This is a genomic window from Ensifer sp. 22460 (assembly GCF_052044935.1).
Lineage (GTDB): Bacteria > Pseudomonadota > Alphaproteobacteria > Rhizobiales > Rhizobiaceae > Ensifer.
In genome coordinates, this window is record NZ_JBQENZ010000001.1 from 425,212 (window position 1) to 447,853 (window position 22,642).

Genomic DNA, 22,642 nt, shown 5'->3' on the forward strand with positions numbered 1-22,642 from the left:
TCCTACCTCCCCTCGCTGTCGGCTTTGGCCTGCGCGTTCTGGAAATAGACGATCGGCAGCACCAGGATCAGAAGCAGGATCGTCGCCACTGCCGAGGATACCGGCCAGTCGCGGTTGGCGTTGAACTCGTTCCAGAGCGTCTTGCCGATCATCAGCGTTTCCGAGCCGCCGAGTAGGTCGGGAATGACGAACTCGCCGACCGCCGGAATGAAGACGAGCAGGCAGCCGGCGACGACACCCGCCAAGGAGAGCGGGAAGGTCACGCGCCAGAAGGCTGAAAACGGCGTGCAGCCGAGGTCGAGTGCCGCTTCGGTCAGCGTGTGATCCATCTTCTCGAGCGACGAATAGATCGGCAGCACCATGAAGGGCAGATAGGAATAGACGATGCCGATATAGATCGCCCAGTTGGTGTTGAGGATGATCAACGGCTGGTCGATGACGTTGATGCTCATCAGGAACTGATTGAGCAGACCCTCGGGCTTCAGGATCGCGATCCAGGCGTAGACGCGGATCAGGAAGCTCGTCCAGAACGGCAGGATCACCAGCATCAAGAGCGTCGGCCGAATGGTCTTCGGTGCCTTCGCCATGCCGTAGGCGACCGGATAGGCGATCAGCAGCGTCAGGACAGTCGAAACCGCCGCGATGATGACGCTCGATACATAGGCGTTGAAGTAGAGGACGTCTTCCGTCAGCCAGACATAATTGTCGAGCGAGAACTCCCGCGCCTTTTCAAGGATTCCGGACAGGCCGCCAAAGAGATCGAAGACCGGCGTATAGGGCGGCATCGCCACTGCCGTCTGCGACAGCGAAATGCGGAAGACGATGAAGAAGGGGATAAGGAAGAAAAACAGCAGCCAGGCATAGGGGATGATGATGACGAGGCGGCTGAAGAGAGCGGATGCGACGCGTGTCATGTCTCAATCCTTCAGAACGACGCCGGCGTCTTCGCCGAAAGAAATCCAGACCTCCTGGTCGTAACCGAGCGGATCCTCAACCGCGCGCACCGCATTCAGCGACGACGCCTTGATCACGCGTCCGTCCTTCAGGCGCACGTGGAAGACGGTCATGTCGCCGAGATAGCCGATATCCCAGATCTCCCCCTGGACGGCGTTGACGGGCGCGTGTGCCGGGGGCTGGCGGCTGACACGGATCTTTTCCGGGCGGACGGCGACGGCGGACTTGCCGCCTGTAGCCGGTCTTTCGGGCGACGCCATGCGGATCGGGAAGCCGTTGGTGCCTTCAAGGCGCACATAACCGCCGTCAGCCCCGCCGACCGCTCCCTCGAAAATGTTGACGTCGCCGATGAAGTCCGCGACGAAACGGGAATTCGGCGCCTCGTAGATCTCGGCCGGGGTCGCGACTTGGATGACCTTGCCGTGGCTCATGACCGCGATGCGGTCGGCCATGGTCATCGCCTCTTCCTGGTCGTGGGTCACCACGACGAAGGTGAGGCCGAGTTCCTGCTGCAGGTCCATCAGTTCGAACTGGGTTTCCTCACGCAGCTTCTTGTCGAGCGCGCCGAGCGGCTCGTCGAGGAGCAGCACCTTCGGCCGCTTGGCAAGCGAACGGGCGAGCGCGACGCGCTGACGCTGGCCGCCGGAAAGCTGGTGCGGCTTGCGCTGGGAAAACTTTTCGAGCTTCACCAGCTTCAGCATCTGCGCGACGCGCGCAGCGATATCCGCTTTCGGCATGCCGTCCTGCTTGAGGCCGAAGGCGATGTTGTTCTCGACCGTCATGTGCGGAAAGAGCGCGTAGGACTGGAACATCATGTTGACCGGCCGCCGGTAGGGCGGGATGCCGGCGAGGCTCTGCCCGTCGAGAATGATCTCACCCGACGTCGGCTGCTCGAAGCCGGCAAGCATGCGCAGGAGCGTCGACTTCCCGCAGCCCGACGCGCCGAGGAGCGCAAAGAACTCGCGTGTGTAGATATCAAGCGAAAGGTCGTCGACGGCGGTGAAATCGCCGAACCGCTTTGTCACGTTCTTGACGGAAATGAATGGCTTGGAAGCGGGATCCGCCCAGGGGGCAAAGGACCGCCGAATACTGCCGAGAGACTTCATCATCTATCCCCGAATGATACAGCCGATTGGGCGCTCTTGTTTTCCCCGGCGCCCATTAAGAAAATTGCCCGGATTTTGAGGTCCGGGCAATTCGTTTTCCGCTCTTACTGGCCGGTTACGACCTTTGTCCAGAGTCGGGTCAATACCCTCTGTTCCTTCGCCTCGAAGGGCGTCACCGTGAACAGTTTCTGCATCACCTCTTCCGACGGATAGATGGCGGTATCTTCCAGAACGGCCTTGTCGAGGAACTGCTGCGAGGCCTTGTTGCCGTTGGCGTAGAAGACGTAGTTCGATGCCTTGGCGACGACTTCCGGCTTCATCATGTAGTTGAGGAAGGCATGGGCTTCCTCAACGTGCTGTGCATCGGCAGGGATCGCCAACATGTCGAACCACATCTGCGCGCCCTGCGACGGGATCGCATAGTCGACGGTCACGCCGGCCTTCGCTTCGGCCGCACGGTCGCGGGCCTGGAAGACGTCGCCGGAGAAACCGACCGCAAGGCAGATGTCGCCGTTGGCGAGCGCGTTGATGTATTCCGACGAATGGAACTTGCGCACGTTGGGACGGATGCTTGCCAGGAGTTCGGCCGCCTTTTCCAGATCGGCAGCATCGTGGCTATCCGGATTGAGGCCGAGATAGGCAAGCGCCGACGGCATGACGTCGGTCGGGGAATCGAGGATGTGGATGCCGCAATCCTTGAACTTCGCCGCCAGTTCCGGCTTGAAGATCACGTCCCAGTTGGGCTTCTCGTCCGTGCCCAGGATCGCTTTCATCTTGTCGACATTGTAGCCGATGCCGGTGGTGCCCCACATGTAGTCGACGGCGTATTCGTTGCCCGGATCGTACTTCGCCGTACGCTCCATGATCACGTCCCACATATTGGAAAGGTTCGGCAGCTTCGACTTGTCGAGCTTCTGGAACACGCCGGCGGCGATCTGCCGCTGCAGGAAGGTTGCCGTCGGCACGACCACGTCGTAACCCGAACCGCCCGCGAGCAGCTTCGTCTCCAGGATCTCGTTGGAATCGAAGACGTCATAGACGACCTTGATACCGGTCTCCTTGGTGAAGTCTTCCAGAATGCTGCTGTCGATGTAATCCGACCAGTTGTAGACGTTGACCACGCGCTCCTGCGCCGAGGCCAGCATGGTCGAACCGGCCAGTACGGCTGCCGCCAGGGTTGTGACGATGAGCTTGGACATACAACTCCCCTTTTGATTTTTCGTATCGGGCCCGGCATGCCGGGACACCGTCCAATCCGCTTCGCTCAGGCCGGAGGTTAGGCATGTTTCTCGATAACCTCAAGCGCTTTCGTGCCAATAAAAGGCGCCGCCGCATCGGTCGAAGTTTTTCACAAGCCAAGGAAAATCGGGCACTTATGGCAAGCCGCCGGGCGGCTGCTTAAACCGGGCGTCACCGCTCGCCGCAGTTAACCATGTCGATGCTCGACATGTACGGACCGACGTTTACAATTGATTAACCATGATCGCCGTGCGATTTTCCGGCCGGTTGTGCATCAAGGCTTGGGTATTGCGATGGGCGAGAAGATCGTTGGCGAGAAGGCCACAGGCGGACGAAGCCGCAGGATCGACCCGAAGGAACTGAAACGCCTTTCCGTGCTCGAGCCGCACAAGGCGCTGGGCGCAATCGCTTTCGATTGGGTGATGATCGCAGCGGCGATCGCCGTCAGCGAATATGCCAGCAATCCGCTGGTCTATCTGCTCGCCGTTGTGCTGATCGCCGGACGCATGCATGCACACGGCTGCATGATCCACGAGGCCGCGCATTACCGCATCGTCCGCAACAGAAAACTCAGCGACTGGATGAGCGACCTGTTGCTCGCCTGGCCGGTGCTTGCCACCGTCGACGGCTATCGCCAGAACCATCTCGCGCACCACCAGCATGCCAATACCGACGAGGATCCGGACTGGACGGCGAAGCTCGGCATGCCGCAATTCACCTTCCCGCAGAAGCTTGCTCGCGGCATAACACAGTTGCTTGGCTACCTCGTTGCGGTCAATTCGCTGCGCGACATGCTGCACATGGCCAAACGCATGGGAAAGAACGACCGCTCGACGCTTCAATACAAGCTGCTGCGCATCGGCTTCTATGTGGCCGCCGCGGCGATCTTCACGCTGCTCGGCATCTGGCGGGAAGTGGCGCTCTACTGGGTGGTGCCGTTCCTCACTTTCTTCTGCCTGTTCCTTTATATACGCAGCGTCGCCGAGCACTTTGGCAGCATGGACTATAGCGACGAACTCACGAGTTCACGCACGGTCTATCCGCATGCCTGGGAGAAGCTGTTCTTCGCCCCCCACAACATCAACTATCACCTCGAGCACCACCTCTATCCGGGCGTGCCGTTCTACAACCTGCCGGAGTTGCACGCGATCCTGATGCGCAACAAGGCCTATGCGGACAAGGCGCATATCACCCGCGGCTATACGACGGGCCTTCCGGCGGAATGCTTCGCGCCGGATGCACCGCTGCTGCCGAACCAGCATCCCGTCAGCTATTGAAAATCGAAAACGCTGAGCCCGGTCGCCATCTCATCGAGCCCCAGCGGCCGCGTGACCGGCGGCTCGGCGCGTGCCAGACAGCCCTGCCGTTCACAGAGCCGGCAGGCGGCACCAATCGCGACCGCCGGCGGCATCGCCGAACCGTAGACCACCTCATCAGCGAAGGACGCTTCGCAACCGAGGAGCAAGGCCGTGCGCCGAACCCGCTCCTGAAACGCCGCCTGCGGGCCATCCAGCGTGCGCGCCACCGTCAGAAACGCAGCGCCATCGGGCATTTCGACACGATCGACCAGAACCTGCCCCGGCACCGAGAAGGCGGCGTGGATATTGAGCTTCGGACAGCCGCCGCCGAATTTCGCCTGCGGGAAGCCTGAAGCGCCGGCCCGCCGCAAGCGGTGGCCGGCATTGTCGATCTCCATCAGAAAGAAGGGCACGCCTTGTGCGCCCGGCCGCTGCAGCATGGTCAGCCGATTGGCGGCCTGCTCGAAGGAGACCTGAAAGCGCGCACGCAGCACGTCGACATCATACTTCGCGCGCTGCGCGGCGGCGAGGAAGGCGGCATAGGGCATCATCAGCGCATGCGCGCCATAGCGCGCAAGCTCGAAACGGGCGATGCGGCGCGCCTCCGCCGTCGAGAAACGCAAAGGCTCGAGTTCGGCTATGATCGCCTCATGGCAGGCGATCGATACGGCCTCCATGGCGATCTCGCGGAGCTGGTCATAGGGCGATAGCCGCTCGGAGATGAAGAGGCGCATGGAATGCCGGTCGAAACGGCGGCGCAGATTGGGCATGGCATGCACCGGCAGGCTGCGCACCACCAGGCCATGCTCCTTCTTCAGCCAGTTCCTGAGAGCACCCACGAGATCATCGCCTGGCGACAGCGCCTCATGAAAGGCTTCCGCCGCTGCCTCGATTGCAGCAAAATGATTGGGCCGCGCCTCGAAGGTTTCGCGCACCTCGTCCATCGGCAGCCGCGTGCCCGAAAGCGCCTCCATATGCCCCTGCCCCGCCAGCAGGTCGGCGAGGTCCTTCAGGCGCGCCGCCTGCTCGCGATAGGCGCGATAGAGCTTGACGACACCGCCGGCGGCATTGGGGGCGGCTTCCGCCACCTCGATCAGCTCCTGCTCTCCGGGCAGTTCGGCTGACAACAGCGGATCGGCAAAAACCTCGCGCAATTGCGTGAGGCTGCCACCGGTTTCTCCCTGCAGTTCGTCGAGATCGACCTTGTAGACCGACGCGAGTTTCAAAAGCAGCTGAACAGTCAACGGCCGCTGATTGCGCTCGATCAGATTGAGGTAGGACGGCGAGATGCCGAGGGCCTCGGCCATGGCCGTCTGCGTCAGCGAGAGACCGTTGCGAATACGCCTGACCCGCGGACCGGCGAAGATCTTGTTCTCGGCCATTTGTAACTACCTTTACAATCTGCAACGAACGCGACGATTTACATTTTTTACAAATTTACTTCGCGCTTCTGTCAAAGGCAAGACAAGATAACCCTTTTGAGCGCGCCATTTCATTGTTTCCAATAGCCGAATATCGCAGCGCAATGTAAAAGCTGTCACATGAACTCGAAACACAAAGCGCCGTGCGACGAAAGTCGAATGGATGTCCGATTTTGACAGGAGGATGTAATGACTGATTTTTACAAGCTGGTTCCGAGCGCACCGCAAGGCCGCTTCGATGGCGTCGAACGCCCCTATACCGCCGAGACCGTAAAGCGGCTGCGCGGGTCGGTCGAAATCCGCTATTCGCTGGCCGAAATGGGCGCGAACCGCTTGTGGAAACTCATTCACGAGGATGACTTCGTCAACGCGCTTGGAGCGCTCTCCGGCAACCAGGCCATGCAGATGGTCCGCGCCGGCCTGAAGGCGATCTATCTCTCCGGCTGGCAGGTTGCTGCCGACGCCAACACCGCTTCGGCAATGTATCCGGACCAGTCGCTCTATCCGGCCAATGCGGCGCCCGAGCTCGCAAAGCGCATCAACCGCACGCTGCAGCGCGCCGACCAGATCGAAACGTCGGAAGGCAAGGGCCTTTCGGTCGACACCTGGTTCGCGCCGATCGTCGCCGATGCCGAAGCCGGCTTCGGCGGCCCGCTCAATGCCTTCGAGATCATGAAGGCGTTCATCGAGGCAGGTGCTGCCGGCGTGCACTACGAAGACCAGCTCGCGTCTGAAAAGAAGTGCGGCCACCTCGGCGGCAAGGTTCTGATCCCGACGGCCGCCCATATCCGCAACCTGAACGCAGCAAGGCTTGCCGCCGACGTCATGGGCACGGCGACGCTGGTCATCGCCCGTACGGATGCGGAAGCGGCAAAGCTGCTCACTTCCGATATTGACGAGCGCGACCGTCCTTTCGTCGACTATGACGCCGGGCGCACGGTCGAAGGCTTCTACCAGGTGAAGAACGGGCTGGAGCCCTGCATCGCCCGGGCCATCGCCTATGCACCGCATTGCGACCTCATCTGGTGCGAGACCTCCAAGCCAGATCTGGAGCAGGCCCGCAAGTTCGCCGAAGGCGTACACAAGGCGCATCCGGGCAAGCTGCTCGCCTACAACTGCTCGCCGTCGTTCAACTGGAAGAAGAACCTCGACGACGCGACGATCGCCAAGTTCCAGCGCGAGCTGGGCGCGATGGGCTACAAGTTCCAGTTCATCACGCTTGCCGGCTTCCACCAGCTGAACTTCGGCATGTTCGAACTGGCGCGCGGCTACAAGGCGAGACAGATGGCCGCCTATTCGGAACTGCAGGAAGCGGAATTCGCAGCCGAGGTCAACGGCTACACCGCAACCAAACACCAGCGCGAAGTGGGCACCGGCTATTTCGACGCCGTTTCGATGGCGATTACCGGTGGCCAATCCTCAACGACCGCTATGAAGGAATCGACCGAGCACGACCAGTTCCGCCCGGCCGCAGAGTGAAAGCCCGGCGGGAGCGCGGCAATCCCTGCCCGCTGCGCTCCTGCCGATCCTCATAAATCAGAGCGGGACACGGACGGAAACCGCAGACACTCTTCCGCATCCCACTCTAGCCTCGAACCTCAAGGAGAAGTCCAATGACAGTCCAGACACGCGTCAAGGAACGGGCCGAGGAACAGTCTTCGGCGATGACCCCGGACCAGCAGGCAGCGATCCGTATGGTCGCCAACGACCTGCACCGCCTCAACCAGTCCGTCATGAAAGCCGTCGATGCCGGCGTTTCGGTCGAGCTCGTTCGCTCGGCCCGCCACCACGGCGGTGAAGGCAACTGGGGCGACCTCCTGATCCCGGTCATCGTGACCCAGGGCAGGCCATGACACTCGTTGCTGTGACGCTTGGGATGGCCTTGCTTTCATCCGTCTCGCTTCGTCCGCTCGCTGCATCTTTCGTCCGAAGCACAATTTATCGTTGAATATCATTGAAACTGCAGCGCGAGATCTCGGCGCACAAGATCAGAAAGGCCGGCAGCGATGCCGGCCTTTCCGTGCTCGCGGTGATCGTTCACGATGCAACGATCACCGGCAACCCACTATTTCAGGTTGATCGAACCTCCCGCTCCTGCCTATATTAGCCAAACCTACCTTAGGCAGAGGTGCGCATGCATCGATCGACGAGAGCTGCCGATACGGCCGAACTGACGGAGTTTATCTACGGCGCCGCATTTGGTGACTGCAGCTGGCAGGACTTTCTTGATCGACTGACCACGACGATGCCCGGCGGGCGCTCGGCGCTCCATTACCACGATCTCACATCGCCGGCGTCATGCGTGCCCTATGTCTCCGGCTTTACGCCGGAAGCCATCGACCAGTTCAACAGCCACTTCGCGGCGATCAATCCCTGGATACCGAAGTCGGTCCTCGTGCCCGTCGGCCGCGGTCTCGCCGGCGAGCATATCGTCTCGCGCGCGGATTTGCTGAAATCGGAATTCTACAATGACTGGCTGAAGGGCCAGACCGGCTGCGAGACCACGGTGGGCGTCACCATCGTGCGCAGCGCGACGCGCACATTGCTCGTATCGACCTGTACATCGTCCACGGACGAGGAACTCAACCGGCAGGCGGCCGATCAATATACCCTTCTTGCCCCTCATCTGAAACGCGCCTTCGATTTCCTGCGCCGACGGGACCTGATGATGGCCGAGCAGCATGAGGGCCAGACGCTTCTCGATACGATCGGCGTCGGCGTCATTTATGTCGGCGACAATCTTCGCATCCGCTCGATGAACGTCAACGCCGAACGCATGGCGGCGAAGGGTTCTCCGTTTCGCGTCACGATCGGCGGACGCTTGTTCATGGACGAACCGGAAGCCAACGCGGCACTGGAGCTTCTGGCCTCACCGGTCGGCACTCCCGCACAGCCGCAGGTTCGCATCGTCAGGACCGCGGAGAATGGCGCCTTTCGGATCACGCTCGTCCGGCGAAGCGCCAGTATCTTCACCGAACTCCTCGATGGCCCCACCGTCGCGGTGCTGGTCGAGCCGGCGTCCTCGCTGGTTTTTGACCAACGCCTCACCCACCTGAAAGACAGCTACGGCCTCACGCCGGCCGAAATCCGCATCGCGTCAGGCGTCGTTGCCGGCCTGACGCTGAAGGAAATGTCGCATGCCAACGGCGTCAGCTACGAGACGACCCGTACGCAGCTTAAAAGCATCTATTCCAAGACCCGGGTCAATTCTCAGGCCGCCCTGGTCAAGCTCCTGATGCGCTGACCGAAGGCGCCAGAACCCACGACCCGTCGTTCTGGATGCGGGCCGGTCGCGCGCATGCTCAGCCGCGACGCGGCCGTTTTCCGGCAAAGACGTCAGCATGGCTACGCAACAGCTTCGTCATGCGATCGACCACCGTGCGGATTTCCTTTCGGTGCCGATCCTCGTTGTTCATCACGATCCATTGCCGATGCCTGAGCGCCGGGATTTCGTCACCCGCCCGCTCCAGCATCGGATCGAGATCGCCGACGAAACAGGGAAGCACGGCGCACCCGGCGCCGGCACGGGCGAGATCCAGGAGCGAACGCGGCCGTGTGATCGTCGCGACGATCCTGCCCTCTGCCTGCTGGTGAGGCCAGCGAAGATAGGCCGAGATCGCCTCCTCTTCGCCCACGGCCACCCACCGACTGTTGGCAGCTGACGCTGCGTTCTTCTGGCGATAGGCGGCGTAGGCGACGTCACCGATCAGGCTCGCCGCCAGATAGCTTTCCTCGGGCTCGAAAGCACGGATGCCGATATCGGTCTCACGATAGGCGAGGCTTGCGCGTGTCTCGCCAACCGTTATCGCCAGGCTGAAACCATCCCTCTCGCTGCAAAGTGCCGGGAAATTCTCGGCAAGAAGCCAGGCATTCCAGGTGCCGACGGTGATGCGGACTGTCGCGCCTTCACCCTCGCGCCGCCAGCTTTCGACCAGGCGCGCCGCCGTCTCCATCTCCTGAAGCTGCTCGAAAAGAAGCTCACCGTCGCCAGTGAGCTGATAGCCGGTCTGGCTGCGCAGGAATAAGGCGCGGCCCGTCCGCTCCTCGAGCTCCAGCATCCGCCGCCCGACCGTGGCCGGGCTCGAACCGAGCGCCTGTGCCGCGCCGGTCAGGCCCCCGGTGCGCGCCACGCTCATGAAACAGCGGTAGATATCCCAATCCAGGTTTTTCATTACTGAAAAATATAGCGCGATATCCGGTGTATGTAAAACTGCTTTGGATGCATAAAAGACGTGATGCCCACCAAGTGAGGAGCATCACCATGGAAATGATGGCAATGGTCTATATCGCCGACATGGCCTTGAAGAACCGGCGTTGGGACGAAGACTTCGATCCGAAGCCGCCGGGATATCTTCGGCGCCTCTTTAACGCCCTGTCCGTCAGGATTGCCCAGCGGCGCATGAGGCGCCTTGACGCTGAAGAAAAGAGCACCGCGGAGCCCTGCGGCCACGCGGTGCAATGTTAGCCCCTGCCCTTGTTATGTCGCACGGCGATACCGGTTTGCCGTGCCTTCGCCTGAAGGCGGAACGTCCGCCGTCAGCGAATTCGATTGCCGGCCGCCTCAGGCGGCCCGGTAATTGTAGTCGTCTGCCTGCGGCTCCAGCCGGAACTGCTCGACAAGCATCATCAACGTGTCGGCCTGGTGCGCGAGCGACCGGCTCGTCGCCGTGGCTTCCTCGACCATGGAAGCGTTCTGCTGTGTCATCTGGTCCATCTGGTTGACCGAGCCGTTGACCTCGTTGAGCGCAACGGCCTGATCGCGGCTAGCGGTCGCGATCATCTCCACATGCTGGCTGACGGTGACGATCTGCGCGCTGATCGATGCCAGCACTTCGCCCGTTTCCTTGACCAGGTGCGAACCGGCATTGACCTCGTTCGTCGACTTGTTGATGAGCCCCTTGATCTCGCGCGCGGCCTCTGCCGAACGCTGCGCCAGTTCACGCACTTCCTGGGCGACAACGGCAAAGCCCTTGCCTGCTTCACCCGCACGCGCCGCCTCGATGCCGGCGTTCAGCGCCAACAGGTTCGTCTGGAAGGCGATGTCGTCGATCACCTCGATGATCTGCTCGATCTGGCGCGAGGCCTCCTCGATGCGTCCCATGGCGGCGATCGCGTTGGTGACGACGGTCGCTGAGCTGTCGGCGCTGCGCTTCGTCTGGATCACGGCATGGTTGGCTTCGCCGGCACGCTCGGCCGAAGAGCGAACGGTCACGGTGATCTGGTCGACCGCAGCGGCGGTTTCTTCAAGCGATGCCGCCTGGGCTTCCGTTCGCTTCGACAGCGAGTCGGCGGCATGATGCATGCTTGAACCGCTTTCCTGGATCGCCTGCGCATTGGCACGGATCTGGGAGAGCGTGTCCTGCAGCCGGATCAGCGAGCCGTTGAAGTCCTCGCGCAACTGTTCGAGACGACCGTGGAACGGAACCTCGATCTGGCGCGAGAGGTCGCCCTGCGCGAGACGGCCGAGACCGGCTGCAAGCTCGCTGACGGCCAGATCGATCTGACGATCGAGCTCCCGCTTTTCCCGATCGTTGCGGCTGCGCTCCATCTCGGCGCGAGTACGCTGCTCTTCGCTCTCGGCCTCGATGCGCACCTTGGAAAGCGCGTTCTCCTTGAAGACGCCGAGCGCGCGCGCCATGTCGCCGATTTCGTCACGACGGGCGTCGCCGTCGATCGCCGTGTCGAGGCGGCCATCGGCGAGGCGCCGCATGGCAGCGGTGATCTGACCGATCGGCTTCTTCAGCGTCAGCGTCAAAGCAATGCCGGCAAGCAGCGCGATGACGACGCCGCCGACGGTTGCGGCCACCGAGATCTGGTTTGCTTCCTGGCGTTCTGTTCCGGCGGCCACCTTCTGCTGCTCGGCAAAGCCGGTGAGATCGCCCCAGATCTGGTCGATCGATTGGCCGGCAGCGTCGAAGTCGGCGGTCCGCTTGACGGTGATTTCGACGAGCGCTGCGGCATCCTTCTTCATCGCCGTCAGGATCGGCATCAGCGTATCGGCGATCTTGTCGAAGGAAGCGCCGTCACTGGCAACACCACGCAGCGTCGCCATGTTCTGTTGAACGGCAAGCGACTTGTCGAGCAGCTTCTGGCGGCTCTCTTCGTTCGTCTGCCCCATGAAAGTCGCAGCGGAAATCTGAATGTCCGTGATCGACGCGGCGAGCCGGCGGGTTGCGGTCAGTACCGATTCCGTCGTGACGATCTGCTCGTCGAGTTCGGCGAAGATCCGCGTCGCGTCACGCATCTTGCCGACCGATGCCGCCTCCAGGCGGAAGCTCGCAGTGCGGAAACGGTCGACATATTTGGAGATGCCGGCAAGCGTCTCCGGGCCGGCCGGCGCCTTCAGCAGCGAACCGATCTCGCTCGAAGCCGACGTGATCGTTTCGGCAAGCGATTTCTCGTCCTTCGGCAGCAGACGGAAGATGTCGCGCTCGGTGCGGCCGATCATCGGGAAGCGTTCCTTGACGGCCTTGAGCTTGTCGTCGACGGTGATCGCCTTGCTGACCTCGGTGCCGAATTCGTTGAAGAAGCGGCTGGCGCGCATCAGCTTTTCGGCTTCGCGCAACATGGTCTTGGCAGCGTTTTCGTTCTTCCGCACGGCGTATTGCAGCCGGTTCGATTCCTCGTTGATCTTGGAGCGCTCGATCAGCAGCGCGTCGAGGTTTGCCGCCATCGCTGCGCGCAGCTCCTGCTCGCCGACATGCAGCTTCCAGAGGCCATCAATGCGTGCCTCGATGTCGTTTGTCGCGGCGATTGCGGCCGTCAACTCGTCCTGACCGCTCTGGCCGGCGACCTGCGCGGCCGTCGCCGCAAGCACGTCCTTCTGAGCCGAAATCTTCGACTGGACGGCTTGCCTGGTTTCCTCGGTCGTCGAATGCAGGAAGGCGTTCATGCCCGCATAGACATCCTTGAAGCCGCTCAATGTCTGCAGCACGCTGTTGGAAATCTCCATGCGGCCCTGAAGCAGGCCGGATGCATAGAGACCGGTGATACCGACGGCACAGATGCTGACGACGAAGGGCAGGATGAAAAAGAGCACCTTCGTCTGGATCTTGAAACGGGCAAGAATTCTATCAATGAACATTGAAAACACCTTGGCTCGCAGCTCGCATTCGCCTCCCCCGGCAGCTCGAGACGTCTCCGCCTTCAACGACAGGGCGTGAAGGTGCGAGCGATCGAGAGCCACCCGATGCGCAAACAGGCTGATGTTTTTCGGAAAATCATACGGCGCACGCCGCAAGTCCGTCGGCAATCATTGCGGATCCGCGTCACCACTCCTAGGCAACGTGGACCTGACGAACTCACATCGTCGCACTATCCAATTTGAACGATTAAAATTTATATAAGCGCGTTTCACCTGCGGCAGAAAATCCGAAGGTGCGCGGGGCGCTTCAACGGCGCCCGAGGAACCGGCCGTCTAGGGCCGGTTGCCTGAGATCAGAACCAAAGGGCCGGAAGGGCTGCAAGCGCGGCTACGGCGAAGAAAGCGATGAGGGCGAGGCGCGTGATCGCGGCCTTCTGCTGACGGCTTTCATCGGTGCGGGCGACCGCGATGGCGCGGGGACGGCGGCGTGGTTGGTTCATGGCATCCTGTCCTTGTCACATTCACCGGCAACCATCGGCCCGGATGAACCGGCTTGCCAGTCACACATATATTGCAGCCATGCCGTGGCGGAGGAAAGTCAAAAAATAGGAAACAGTGTTATTTCCGTTTACGCGACAATCCGATCACACCAACCGCCGGCTGTGCCGACGAGAATAAAGGTTCGATCAGAGCCGTTAACAATCGCTGAAGCACGACCCACCAAAAGCGGGGAGATCAGGCGTCCTGCCCGGCAGCAAAGCCCGATGCCCAGGCCCATTGGAAATTGTAGCCGCCGAGCCAGCCGGTCACATCGACGCATTCGCCGATGAAGTAGAGCCCCGGTACCGCCTTCGCCTGCATCGTCTTGGAATCGAGCCCTTTGGTATCGACGCCGCCGAGCGTGACCTCGGCCGTGCGATAGCCTTCCGATCCGGCGGGCTTGATCGTCCAGGCCTGGATCGAAGACGAAAGCTGGTTGATCGTCTTGTCCGAGAGGTCGGCAAGCTGACGGCCGGTCAGCTTCGCGCCGTCGGCGAAAAACTGTGCGAGCCGGCGCGGCAGGATATCGCCAAGCGCCGTCTGCACCGCCTGCTTACCGTGGGTACGGCGGATCTCCTTGAGGATCGCGGAGATGTCGATATCGGGCATCAGCCGCAACTCGATCTCCTGTCCCTCGCGCCAATAGGAAGAGATCTGCAGGATCGCCGGGCCGCTCAGGCCACGATGGGTGATCAGCACCGCCTCGCGAAAAGCCGTCTTGCCGAACCGGGCTTCGGCGTCGGCTGCGACGCCCGCCAGTTCGCCGATCGTTTCGAGTTGCGCCGGATCGAGGGTCAGCGGCACGAGGCCCGGCCGCGTTTCGACGATGCCAAGGCCGAACTGCTCGGCGATCCGGTAGGCGAGCCCGGTCGCACCCATCTTCGGAATCGACTTGCCGCCGCTGGCTATGACGAGCGATTGGGCATCGATAGGCCCCTCATCCGTCATGACGCGGAAGCCCGCCCCGTGGCGTTCGACGCTTTCGATCGTTGTCTCCAGCCGCAACTCGGCGTGCACATCACGCATTTCCGCGAGCAGCATCCTGATGATGTCCTTGGCCGAGTGGTCGCAGAAGAGCTGGCCGAGGGTCTTTTCGTGCCAGGCGATGCCGTGCTTTTCGACCAAGGCCAGGAAATCGCGCGGCGTATAACGCGCCAGTGCCGACTTGCAGAAATGCGGGTTGGCCGAAAGGAAATTCTTCGGCCCCGCATGGATATTGGTGAAGTTGCAGCGACCACCGCCGGAGATGCGGATCTTCTCGCCGGGTGCCTTGGCATGGTCGAGCACAGCCGCGCGGCGGCCGCGCTTGCCCGCTTCGATGGCGCACATCATGCCCGCAGCACCGGCGCCGATGATGACCACATCCTTCTTCTCAGCCACGAAACACCCCAGCTCTTTTGTCTTTCCTTCCCGGTGGCAAAGAAGAAAGTCAATGACCAAGCCCATCTAGCCAATTGCCAATCTGTGGTTATGATGCGTCATCCGAAGCCAAAACCGGTGATTTATGCCCTCCAAGAGAAGTGCTGCCCAACAAACAACGAAAATCAGCAAAACTTCGAAAATACCCCCCGCCTTGCACTCCCTCCGCGGTGTGAAGACCTGGAAGGAAGCCACGGACTGGCTCAAGATCCGCGGTATCGAAGACGTCGAATGCATCACGCCCGACCTTGCCGGCGTGCCTCGCGGCAAGATGATGCCGACCTCGAAATTCACGTCCAACACCTCGCTGGCGCTCCCCTCGGCCGTCTACCGGCACACGATCTCGGGCGAATATCCTGACGAAACCGGGCAGTTCCGCTACGATTCGCGCGACAGCGATATCAAGCTCGTGCCTGATCTCTCCACCCTTTCGGTCGTGCCCTGGGAGACCGACCCGACGGCGCAGGTGATCTGCGACATCGTCGGTTCGCAGGGTGAGCAGATCAGCTACACGCCGCGCAACGTCCTGAAGCGCGTGGTCGACCTTTACAAGAAGAAGGGCTGGAAACCGGTCGTCGCACCGGAAATCGAATTCTACCTCGTCGCCACCAATGACGACCCTGACTATCCCCTGCATCCACCGAAAGGTCGCTCCGGTCGCTCGATCCTTGGCGGTCAGGGCTATTCGATTGCCGGCATCAACGAGTTCGACGAGCTGATCGACGACATCTACCACTTCTCCGAGAAGCAGGGTCTCGAGATCGACACGCTGATCCATGAAGAGGGACCGGCGCAGCTCGAGATCAACCTTCGCCACGGCGACCCGATCGAGCTGGCCGACCAGGTCTTCCTGTTCAAGCGCACGATCCGCGAGGCGGCGCTGAAACACGGCATCTATGCCACCTTTATGGCCAAGCCGATGCAGGGCCAGCCGGGTTCGGCGATGCACATCCACCAGTCGGTGGTCGAAATCAACACCGGCCGGAACCTGTTTTCGAACCCGGATGGATCGGCATCGAAGGAATTCTTCCACTTCATCGGCGGCATGCAGCACTACGTGCCGCGCACGCTGGTCATGATGGCGCCCTATGTGAACTCCTTCCGCCGGCTGACGCCCGACATGTCGGCGCCGGTTAATACCGCCTGGGGCTACGACAACCGCACGACCGCCTTCCGCATCCCGGTGTCGGAACCGGTCGCCCGGCGCATCGAGAACCGGCTGCCGAGCTCGGATGCCAACCCCTACCTGGCGCTCGCGGCCTCGCTTGCCTGCGGCTATCTCGGCATCGTCGAACAGCGGGAGCCGACGGCACCGACCGAGGACACGGCCAACGAGGGCGAGATCGACCTGCCGCGCGGCCTGCTCGAAGCTGTCGCTCTGCTCGAATCGGCACCATCGCTTGCGGAGGTGCTGAGCCCTGAGTTCATCGCCATCTATGCCGGCGTCAAACGTGGCGAGTTCGAAACCTTCATGCAGGTCATCAGTCCCTGGGAACGCGAATTCCTGCTTCTCAACGTCTGACCTCAGAGGTTCTCCATGCCCTGGCAAAGCCCGATCTCGCCCGGTTACTCCTGGTATGAGGCGACCGTTCCGGATCGACCGGAGTATCCCGCCATGCCCGGATCGCGGAAAGCCAACGTCGCGATCGTCGGCGGTGGCTATACCGGGCTGCAGGCCGCCTGGAACCTGGCGCGGCAGGGCGTCGACGTCACCTTGATCGACGCCTGCCGCTTCGGCGACGGTGCCTCTGGCCGCAATGGCGGCCAGTTCGGCACCGGGCAGCGCGCCTGGGCGGACGAGACCGAGACAAGCCTTGGTCATGAGCGGGCACAGGCGCTCTTCGACATGGCGGAGAATGCCAAGCGCTATGTGCTCGACTTCGCAAGCGCCCACGAAATCGACATCGAGTTCGTGCCCGGCCAGCTCTCGGTCGGCCACAAGAAGAGCTTCGAAAAAGACTATCGCGACCATGCGGAAGCGATGGCAACACGCTTCGGCTATCCGCATCTCTCCTTCATGGATCGGGAGGAAACCGCAAGCCGGCTCGGATCGAGCCACTACCACTTCGGCATCCGCGATGCCGGCACCGGCCATATCCACCCGATGAAGCTGCTGGTCGGCCTTGCGAAACAGGCCGCCCTTGCCGGTGCCAATCTCTTCGAGCAGACGAAGGCAACCAAGATCGAGCGCCAAAGCGGCACGATCGTCATCACCACCGACCGCGGCACGATCACCGCCGACCGCGCGCTCGTCGCCTGCAACGCCTATATCGGCAATCTCGAGCCGGTGAGCGCCAGCCACGTCATGCCGATCCGCTCCTTCATCGGCGCAACGACGGTGCTTTCCGACCACCCAAAGGTCATTCCCGGCGGCGAATCGGTCGATGATTCGCGCTTCGTCGTGCGCTATTTCCGCAAGTCGCGGGACGGGCGGCTGCTCTTCGGCGGCCGCGAGGCCTATACCGCTGACAATCCGCTCGATATCTCGACCCACATCCGCCGGCAGATCAGCGAGATCTATCCGGAACTTGCCAATATCGAGATCACCCATGCCTGGGGCGGCTCGGTCGGCATCACCATGCCGCGCACGCCCTTCTGTCGCGAAGTGATGCCCGGCGTCACCTCGATCGGCGGCTATTCCGGCCACGGCGTGATGCTCTCCAACTATTGCGGCAAGCTCTATGCCGACCTGGCGCTCGGCAAGGATACCGAGCTCGATCTGCTGAAAGCCCTGAAAATCCCGGCTTTTCCCGGTGGTACGCGGTTCCGCTCCGCCCTTCTCTTCCTCGCGTTAAGCTGGTACGCATTACGTGACAGGTTCTGAGAAGCCCTCGCGGCGGCATTTTATTGCGCCGCACCCTAGCGCATTTAAATCGATTAGATTATATGTGTCCGTGACCTGAACAGATCGAGATATCCCATGAGCAGCCAGATCATTCCCGTCGAACCATTTGACTATGTGGTGTTCGGGGGCACCGGCGATCTTGCGGAGCGCAAGCTGTTGCCGGCGCTCTATCACCGGCAACTGGAAGGCCAGATCACCGAGCCGACCCGCATCATCGGGGCGTCGCGCGCAGCACTGAGCCATGAGGACTATCGCAAATTCGCCGTCGATGCGCTGAAGGAACATCTGAAGGCGGACGAGTACAAGGAAGAGGAAGTCGCCAAGTTCGCCGCGCGCCTGTTCTATGTTTCCGTCGACGCCAAGTCGGACCAGGGCTGGGACGCACTGAAGAAGATCCTCGAAGAGGGCAAGGAGCGTATCCGCGCCTTCTATCTCGCTGTCGGCCCGGCTATCTTCGGCGACATTTCCGAACGCATCCGCGATCACAAGCTGATCACCAAGAATACCCGCATCGTCGTCGAAAAGCCGATCGGCCGCGACCTCGCATCGGCGACCGAGCTCAACGACACGATCGGCAAGGTCTTCCGCGAAGAGCAGATCTTCCGTATCGACCACTATCTCGGCAAGGAGACGGTGCAGAACCTGATGGCGCTGCGCTTCGCCAATGCGCTCTACGAGCCGCTGTGGAACTCCGCCCATATCGACCACGTGCAGATCACCGTGGCGGAAGCCGTCGGCCTCGAAAACCGCGCCGGCTATTACGACAAGGCCGGCGCGCTGCGCGACATGGTGCAGAACCACATTCTGCAGCTCGTCTGCTTCGTCGCCATGGAAGCGCCGACCTCGATGGACGCGGAAGCGGTCCGCGACGAAAAGCTCAAGGTTCTGCGCGCGCTGAAGCCGATCACCTCGTCCAACGTCGAACAGGTGACGGTGCGCGGCCAGTACCGCGCCGGCGCCTCTGCCGGCGGTCCGGTCAAGGGCTATCTCGAAGAGCTCGAAGGCGGCGTTTCGAACACCGAGACCTTCGTGGCGATCAAGGCCGAGGTCAGCAACTGGCGCTGGGCCGGCGTGCCCTTCTACATCCGTACAGGCAAGCGCCTTGCCGGCCGCATGTCGGAAATCGTCATCACCTTCAAGCAGATTCCGCACTCGATCTTCGACAACAACGCCGGCCGTATCTCCGCCAACCAGCTGGTCATTCGCCTGCAGCCGAACGAAGGCGTGAAGCAGTCGCTGATGATCAAGGATCCTGGCCCGGGCGGCATGCGCCTGCGTAACGTTTCGCTCGATATGAGCTTTGCCGAGGCATTTGCCGTGCGCAATGCCGACGCCTATGAGCGGCTGCTCTTCGACGTCGTCCGCAACAACCAGACGCTGTTCGTACGCCGCGACGAGGTCGAGGCCGCATGGAAGTGGGTCGACCCGATCCTGAAGGCCTGGGAGGAAACCGGGCAGCAGGTTCAGGGCTATACCGCCGGCACCTGGGGTCCGAGCCAGTCGATCGCGCTGATCGAGCGCGACGGCCGCACTTGGAACGATGCGATATAGGTGCGACCATGACGACAGAGCTTCATACATTTGAAAACGGTGCGGCACTCGCAGAGGGCTTGGCTGACGCCGTAAGCAGCGCACTTTCTGCCGGCATTGCAGCACGCGGTTCGGCGAGCATCGCAGTCTCCGGCGGCTCGACCCCCAAGGCTTTCTTCAAGGCGCTGTCCAAAAAGGACATCGCCTGGGACAAGGTAACCGTGACGCTCGTTGACGAACGTTTCGTGCCGCCGGAAAGTGATCGCTCCAACCATGGCCTGGTTGCCAGCAACCTGCTTCAGGACAAGGCGGCCGCGGCCAAGTTCCTGCCGCTCTACCATGCGGCCCCGACCGCCGAGGCGGCCGCTGAAATCGCAAGCCGGGAAACGGCAGCAATCGGCGCGCCGTTCGACGTCGCCATTCTCGGCATGGGAACGGACGGGCACACCGCGTCGTTCTTCCCGGGCGGATCGCAACTCGCGCGTGCCATCGATCCGGCGACGCCGCGCGGCGTGATCACCATGGAGGCGGAAGGTGCCGGCGAAACCCGCCTGACGCTGACCTTCGCCAGCCTTCAGGATGCGCGGCTTCTGGTGCTGCACATCGAAGGCGAAGGCAAGAAGACCGTTCTCGCCAAGGCTGAAGAGGCCGGCGACGAGAAGGACATGCCGATCCGCGCGATGCTGCGCCGTGCCGCATCGCCGGTGCAGATTTATTGGGCGCCGTAGATCGACTGCTGTTGGGTTGAATTGGCCCAATATCAAAGTGGAGACACGTTCAGCCGGTGGCGCGCTCCCGCCTGAACGGGAAAGTGTTTCTGAGAACATGCCGGGACGCAACCTGCGCTCTCCCAAGCTCGCCGCGCTCCGGACCGATGACTGGATGAAGATGAGGAGCTTCAAGGCTCCGGAACAGGATTTGCCATGTCCGCCGATTCCCGCATTGCCGCGATCACCGCTCGCATCGTCGAGCGCTCGAAACCGCACCGCGAACCCTATCTCGACCGCGTCCGCCGGGCGGCGTCGAGCGGCCCGCACCGCAGCGTGCTCGGCTGCGGCAACCTAGCGCACGGGTTTGCCGTCTGTTCCCCCGCCGAGAAGGTGGCGCTTGCGGGCGACCGCGTGGCCAATCTCGGCATCATCACCTCCTATAATGACATGCTCTCGGCGCACCAGCCGTTCGAGACCTATCCGGCGCTCATCCGCGATGCGGCGCGCGAAGCGGGCGGCGTCGCACAGGTTGCCGGCGGTGTGCCGGCCATGTGCGATGGCGTCACCCAGGGGCAGCCGGGCATGGAGCTCTCGCTCTTCTCGCGCGACCTGATCGCCATGGCTGCCGGCGTCGGCCTGTCGCACAACATGTTCGATTCCACCGTCTATCTCGGCGTCTGCGACAAGATCGTACCGGGTCTCGTCATTGCGGCGCTGACCTTCGGCCATCTGCCCGCCATCTTCGTGCCCGCAGGTCCGATGACCTCGGGCCTCCCGAACGACGAGAAGGCGCGGGTGCGCCAGCTCTTCGCCGAAGGCAAGGTCGGCCGCGACGAGCTTCTCGAAGCAGAGTCCAAGTCCTACCACGGGCCGGGCACCTGCACGTTCTATGGCACGGCCAATTCCAACCAGATGCTGATGGAGATCATGGGCTTCCACCTGCCCGGCGCCTCCTTCATCAATCCCGGCACGCCGCTGCGCGACGCGCTGACGAAGGAAGCCGCCAAGCGGGCGCTGGCGATCACCGCCATGGGCAACGAGTTCACCCCCGCCGGCGAGATGATCGACGAGCGCTCGATCGTCAACGGCGTCGTCGGCCTGCATGCGACCGGCGGCTCGACCAACCACACGATGCACCTCGTCGCCATGGCGCGTGCCGCCGGCATCGTGCTCACCTGGCAGGATATCTCCGAGCTTTCGGATATCGTGCCGCTACTCGCGCGCGTCTATCCGAACGGCCTTGCCGATGTGAACCACTTCCATGCCGCCGGCGGCATGGGCTTCCTGATCAGCCAGTTGCTGCGGGGCGGGCTGCTGCACGATGACGTGCACACCGTCGTCGGCCAGGGCCTCGATGCCTACAAGATCGACGTTCGGCTTGGAGCCGACGGCGGCGTCGAGCGCGTGCCGACACCGAAGGAAAGCGCCGACCCGAAGGTGCTTGCGACCATCGACCAACCCTTCCAGCATACCGGCGGCCTGAAGATGCTGACCGGCAATCTCGGCAAGGCGGTCATCAAGATTTCAGCCGTGAAACCGGATCGCCACGTCATCGAGGCCCCGGCCAAGATCTTCCACGACCAGGCCGAGCTCAATGCCGCCTTCAAGGCGGGCAAGCTCGAGGGCGATTTCGTCGCCGTCGTGCGCTTCCAGGGCCCAAAGGCGAACGGAATGCCGGAGCTGCACAAGCTGACGACCGTGCTCGGCATCCTGCAGGATCGCGGCCAGCGCGTCGCCATCCTCACCGACGGGCGCATGTCCGGCGCCTCCGGCAAGGTGCCGGCGGCAATCCACGTCACCCCGGAAGCCAAGGACGGTGGGCCGATCGCCCGCATCCAGGAAGGCGACATCGTGCGCATCGACGCGGTCGCCGGGACGATCGAGGTGCTGGTCGAGGACATCGCGCTGAAGACGCGGGTACCTGCGCATGCCGACCTCTCGGACAACGATTTCGGCATGGGCCGTGAGCTTTTCGCGCCGTTCCGGGCGATTGCAGGCGCTGCCGACCATGGAGCGAGCGTTCTCTTCCACTAGGACGCAAATAGCGCCGCCTCCTCAGCCGGGGCGGCGCCCTTTTCTAGCGAACTTTTCTTCGAGGCAGCGGCAAGCTCTCCGCCCTCACTGCCCGCTTACGGCAGCGGACCAGGGAACATGTCATTGCGCCCATCGTAGCGCTCGATCTCCAGCGTAAATACATCGACTCCTTCGATGCAGCGGGCATTGATGGAGATCTTGTTGTCCGGATAGCCGCCGCGCATGATCGGCGTCGAGCAGGTCGGGCAGAAGTGATGGCCCTCGTTGAGACCGCGCCAGATGTAGCTCGACAGGCGACGTTTCTCGGTGAGCAGCTTCACCTTGGCGGCGTCCACCTTCCAATGAAGGAAGCCGGAGCGCCGGCAGGTCGAACAGTTGCATTCGACGAGGCCAGAAAGCTCCTCGTCAACCTCGACTGCGATGTCGCCGCAATGGCAGGAAAGCCGATAGGGTCGCTGCATG

At 62.2% G+C, this 22,642-nt stretch carries 19 protein-coding genes; 10 read left to right on the forward strand and 9 right to left on the reverse strand.

The window, feature by feature from the left end; all coding sequences use genetic code 11:
• Window positions 1–2: 2 nt before the first annotated feature.
• The 3 genes from ACTJKM_RS02030 to ACTJKM_RS02040 all read right to left on the reverse strand — a co-directional run bounded on the left by ACTJKM_RS02030 (window position 3) and on the right by ACTJKM_RS02040 (window position 3,259).
• Window positions 3–914, reverse strand: a complete 912-nt coding sequence (locus ACTJKM_RS02030) for an ABC transporter permease subunit (RefSeq protein WP_058325407.1) — start codon at window positions 912–914, stop codon at window positions 3–5.
• A gap of 3 nt (window positions 915–917) precedes the next feature.
• Entirely contained in the window at window positions 918–2,063 is a 1,146-nt protein-coding gene (locus ACTJKM_RS02035; RefSeq protein WP_093231971.1) for an ABC transporter ATP-binding protein, read from the reverse strand.
• Between the two features lie 101 nt (window positions 2,064–2,164).
• The gene (locus ACTJKM_RS02040; protein WP_058325406.1) at window positions 2,165–3,259 is read right to left on the reverse strand and encodes a polyamine ABC transporter substrate-binding protein; all 1,095 of its coding nucleotides are present in this window, start codon (window positions 3,257–3,259) and stop codon (window positions 2,165–2,167) included.
• 333 nt (window positions 3,260–3,592) lie between these two features.
• Here ACTJKM_RS02040 and ACTJKM_RS02045 point away from each other — a divergent pair, with 333 nt between their 5' ends.
• Window positions 3,593–4,576, forward strand: a complete 984-nt coding sequence (locus ACTJKM_RS02045; protein WP_058320476.1) for a fatty acid desaturase family protein — start codon at window positions 3,593–3,595, stop codon at window positions 4,574–4,576.
• On the opposite strand, the gene ACTJKM_RS02050 is transcribed toward ACTJKM_RS02045, so the two are convergent.
• A complete protein-coding gene (locus tag ACTJKM_RS02050) occupies window positions 4,570–5,979 on the reverse strand; it encodes a helix-turn-helix domain-containing protein (protein ID WP_058325405.1) in 1,410 nt (469 codons plus the stop codon). The two genes, ACTJKM_RS02045 and ACTJKM_RS02050, sit on opposite strands and share 7 nt — an antisense overlap.
• A gap of 228 nt (window positions 5,980–6,207) precedes the next feature.
• On the opposite strand from ACTJKM_RS02050, the gene aceA reads away from it, so the two are divergent.
• From aceA to ACTJKM_RS02065, 3 genes are all read left to right on the forward strand, one after another.
• Window positions 6,208–7,497, forward strand: a complete 1,290-nt coding sequence (gene aceA / locus ACTJKM_RS02055) for an isocitrate lyase (RefSeq protein WP_058325404.1) — start codon at window positions 6,208–6,210, stop codon at window positions 7,495–7,497.
• 134 nt (window positions 7,498–7,631) lie between these two features.
• Window positions 7,632–7,871, forward strand: coding sequence for an SMc00767 family acetate metabolism repressor (locus ACTJKM_RS02060; RefSeq protein WP_034800815.1), 240 nt, complete (start codon window positions 7,632–7,634; stop codon window positions 7,869–7,871).
• A gap of 281 nt (window positions 7,872–8,152) precedes the next feature.
• Window positions 8,153–9,262 carry a helix-turn-helix transcriptional regulator gene (locus tag ACTJKM_RS02065; RefSeq protein ID WP_058325403.1) on the forward strand — a complete coding sequence of 370 codons (1,110 nt, stop codon included), beginning with the start codon at window positions 8,153–8,155 and terminating at the stop codon, window positions 9,260–9,262.
• Window positions 9,263–9,320: 58 nt separating this feature from the next.
• Here the strand turns inward: ACTJKM_RS02065 and ACTJKM_RS02070 are convergent, their stop codons facing one another.
• Window positions 9,321–10,190: a LysR family transcriptional regulator gene (locus ACTJKM_RS02070; protein ID WP_057251006.1), complete on the reverse strand. Its 870-nt coding sequence runs from the start codon at window positions 10,188–10,190 to the stop codon at window positions 9,321–9,323.
• An 89-nt stretch (window positions 10,191–10,279) separates the two neighbouring features.
• Between ACTJKM_RS02070 and ACTJKM_RS02075 the strand changes: the two genes are divergently transcribed.
• Window positions 10,280–10,483 (forward strand): hypothetical protein, encoded by a 204-nt coding sequence (locus ACTJKM_RS02075; RefSeq protein WP_057251007.1) that lies wholly within the window; start codon window positions 10,280–10,282, stop codon window positions 10,481–10,483.
• Between the two features lie 96 nt (window positions 10,484–10,579).
• Here ACTJKM_RS02075 and ACTJKM_RS02080 read toward each other — a convergent pair whose 3' ends face one another.
• The 3 genes from ACTJKM_RS02080 to ACTJKM_RS02090 form a co-directional block, all read right to left on the reverse strand.
• Window positions 10,580–13,102: a methyl-accepting chemotaxis protein gene (locus tag ACTJKM_RS02080; protein WP_058325402.1), complete on the reverse strand. Its 2,523-nt coding sequence runs from the start codon at window positions 13,100–13,102 to the stop codon at window positions 10,580–10,582.
• 353 nt (window positions 13,103–13,455) lie between these two features.
• Window positions 13,456–13,602, reverse strand: a complete 147-nt coding sequence (locus ACTJKM_RS02085; protein ID WP_176907103.1) for a hypothetical protein — start codon at window positions 13,600–13,602, stop codon at window positions 13,456–13,458.
• Between the two features lie 235 nt (window positions 13,603–13,837).
• Window positions 13,838–15,022, reverse strand: coding sequence for an NAD(P)/FAD-dependent oxidoreductase (locus ACTJKM_RS02090; protein WP_058325401.1), 1,185 nt, complete (start codon window positions 15,020–15,022; stop codon window positions 13,838–13,840).
• Window positions 15,023–15,146: 124 nt separating this feature from the next.
• Between ACTJKM_RS02090 and ACTJKM_RS02095 the strand changes: the two genes are divergently transcribed.
• From ACTJKM_RS02095 to edd, 5 genes are all read left to right on the forward strand, one after another.
• Window positions 15,147–16,583, forward strand: a complete 1,437-nt coding sequence (locus ACTJKM_RS02095; protein WP_057251012.1) for a glutamine synthetase family protein — start codon at window positions 15,147–15,149, stop codon at window positions 16,581–16,583.
• Window positions 16,584–16,598: 15 nt separating this feature from the next.
• The gene (locus ACTJKM_RS02100) at window positions 16,599–17,885 is read left to right on the forward strand and encodes an NAD(P)/FAD-dependent oxidoreductase (RefSeq protein ID WP_058325400.1); all 1,287 of its coding nucleotides are present in this window, start codon (window positions 16,599–16,601) and stop codon (window positions 17,883–17,885) included.
• A 96-nt stretch (window positions 17,886–17,981) separates the two neighbouring features.
• A complete protein-coding gene (zwf, locus tag ACTJKM_RS02105) occupies window positions 17,982–19,457 on the forward strand; it encodes a glucose-6-phosphate dehydrogenase (protein WP_057251016.1) in 1,476 nt (491 codons plus the stop codon).
• Between the two features lie 8 nt (window positions 19,458–19,465).
• Entirely contained in the window at window positions 19,466–20,164 is a 699-nt protein-coding gene (gene pgl / locus ACTJKM_RS02110; protein ID WP_057251018.1) for a 6-phosphogluconolactonase, read from the forward strand.
• Between the two features lie 195 nt (window positions 20,165–20,359).
• Window positions 20,360–22,180 carry a phosphogluconate dehydratase gene (gene edd, locus ACTJKM_RS02115; protein ID WP_058325399.1) on the forward strand — a complete coding sequence of 607 codons (1,821 nt, stop codon included), beginning with the start codon at window positions 20,360–20,362 and terminating at the stop codon, window positions 22,178–22,180.
• A 95-nt stretch (window positions 22,181–22,275) separates the two neighbouring features.
• On the opposite strand, the gene ACTJKM_RS02120 is transcribed toward edd, so the two are convergent.
• Complete coding sequence (locus ACTJKM_RS02120; RefSeq protein WP_058325398.1) at window positions 22,276–22,641, reverse strand: GFA family protein; 366 nt, start codon at window positions 22,639–22,641, stop codon at window positions 22,276–22,278.
• Window position 22,642 lies beyond the last annotated feature (1 nt).

Bases quoted from the DNA above. Each gene is read 5' to 3' on its own strand.
- ACTJKM_RS02085 (WP_176907103.1), bottom strand. From the start codon at position 13,602: ATGAACCAACCACGCCGCCGTCCCCGCGCCATCGCGGTCGCCCGCACC.
- ACTJKM_RS02100 (WP_058325400.1), top strand. From the start codon at position 16,599: ATGCCCTGGCAAAGCCCGATCTCGCCCGGTTACTCCTGGTATGAGGCG.
- edd (WP_058325399.1), top strand. From the start codon at position 20,360: ATGTCCGCCGATTCCCGCATTGCCGCGATCACCGCTCGCATCGTCGAG.
- ACTJKM_RS02095 (WP_057251012.1), top strand. From the start codon at position 15,147: ATGCCCTCCAAGAGAAGTGCTGCCCAACAAACAACGAAAATCAGCAAA.
- ACTJKM_RS02050 (WP_058325405.1), bottom strand. From the start codon at position 5,979: ATGGCCGAGAACAAGATCTTCGCCGGTCCGCGGGTCAGGCGTATTCGC.
- ACTJKM_RS02030 (WP_058325407.1), bottom strand. From the start codon at position 914: ATGACACGCGTCGCATCCGCTCTCTTCAGCCGCCTCGTCATCATCATC.
- ACTJKM_RS02120 (WP_058325398.1), bottom strand. From the start codon at position 22,641: ATGCAGCGACCCTATCGGCTTTCCTGCCATTGCGGCGACATCGCAGTC.
- ACTJKM_RS02045 (WP_058320476.1), top strand. From the start codon at position 3,593: ATGGGCGAGAAGATCGTTGGCGAGAAGGCCACAGGCGGACGAAGCCGC.
- aceA (WP_058325404.1), top strand. From the start codon at position 6,208: ATGACTGATTTTTACAAGCTGGTTCCGAGCGCACCGCAAGGCCGCTTC.
- ACTJKM_RS02040 (WP_058325406.1), bottom strand. From the start codon at position 3,259: ATGTCCAAGCTCATCGTCACAACCCTGGCGGCAGCCGTACTGGCCGGT.
- zwf (WP_057251016.1), top strand. From the start codon at position 17,982: ATGAGCAGCCAGATCATTCCCGTCGAACCATTTGACTATGTGGTGTTC.
- ACTJKM_RS02060 (WP_034800815.1), top strand. From the start codon at position 7,632: ATGACAGTCCAGACACGCGTCAAGGAACGGGCCGAGGAACAGTCTTCG.
- ACTJKM_RS02065 (WP_058325403.1), top strand. From the start codon at position 8,153: ATGCATCGATCGACGAGAGCTGCCGATACGGCCGAACTGACGGAGTTT.
- ACTJKM_RS02075 (WP_057251007.1), top strand. From the start codon at position 10,280: ATGGAAATGATGGCAATGGTCTATATCGCCGACATGGCCTTGAAGAAC.
- ACTJKM_RS02035 (WP_093231971.1), bottom strand. From the start codon at position 2,063: ATGATGAAGTCTCTCGGCAGTATTCGGCGGTCCTTTGCCCCCTGGGCG.
- ACTJKM_RS02070 (WP_057251006.1), bottom strand. From the start codon at position 10,190: ATGAAAAACCTGGATTGGGATATCTACCGCTGTTTCATGAGCGTGGCG.
- pgl (WP_057251018.1), top strand. From the start codon at position 19,466: ATGACGACAGAGCTTCATACATTTGAAAACGGTGCGGCACTCGCAGAG.
- ACTJKM_RS02080 (WP_058325402.1), bottom strand. From the start codon at position 13,102: ATGTTCATTGATAGAATTCTTGCCCGTTTCAAGATCCAGACGAAGGTG.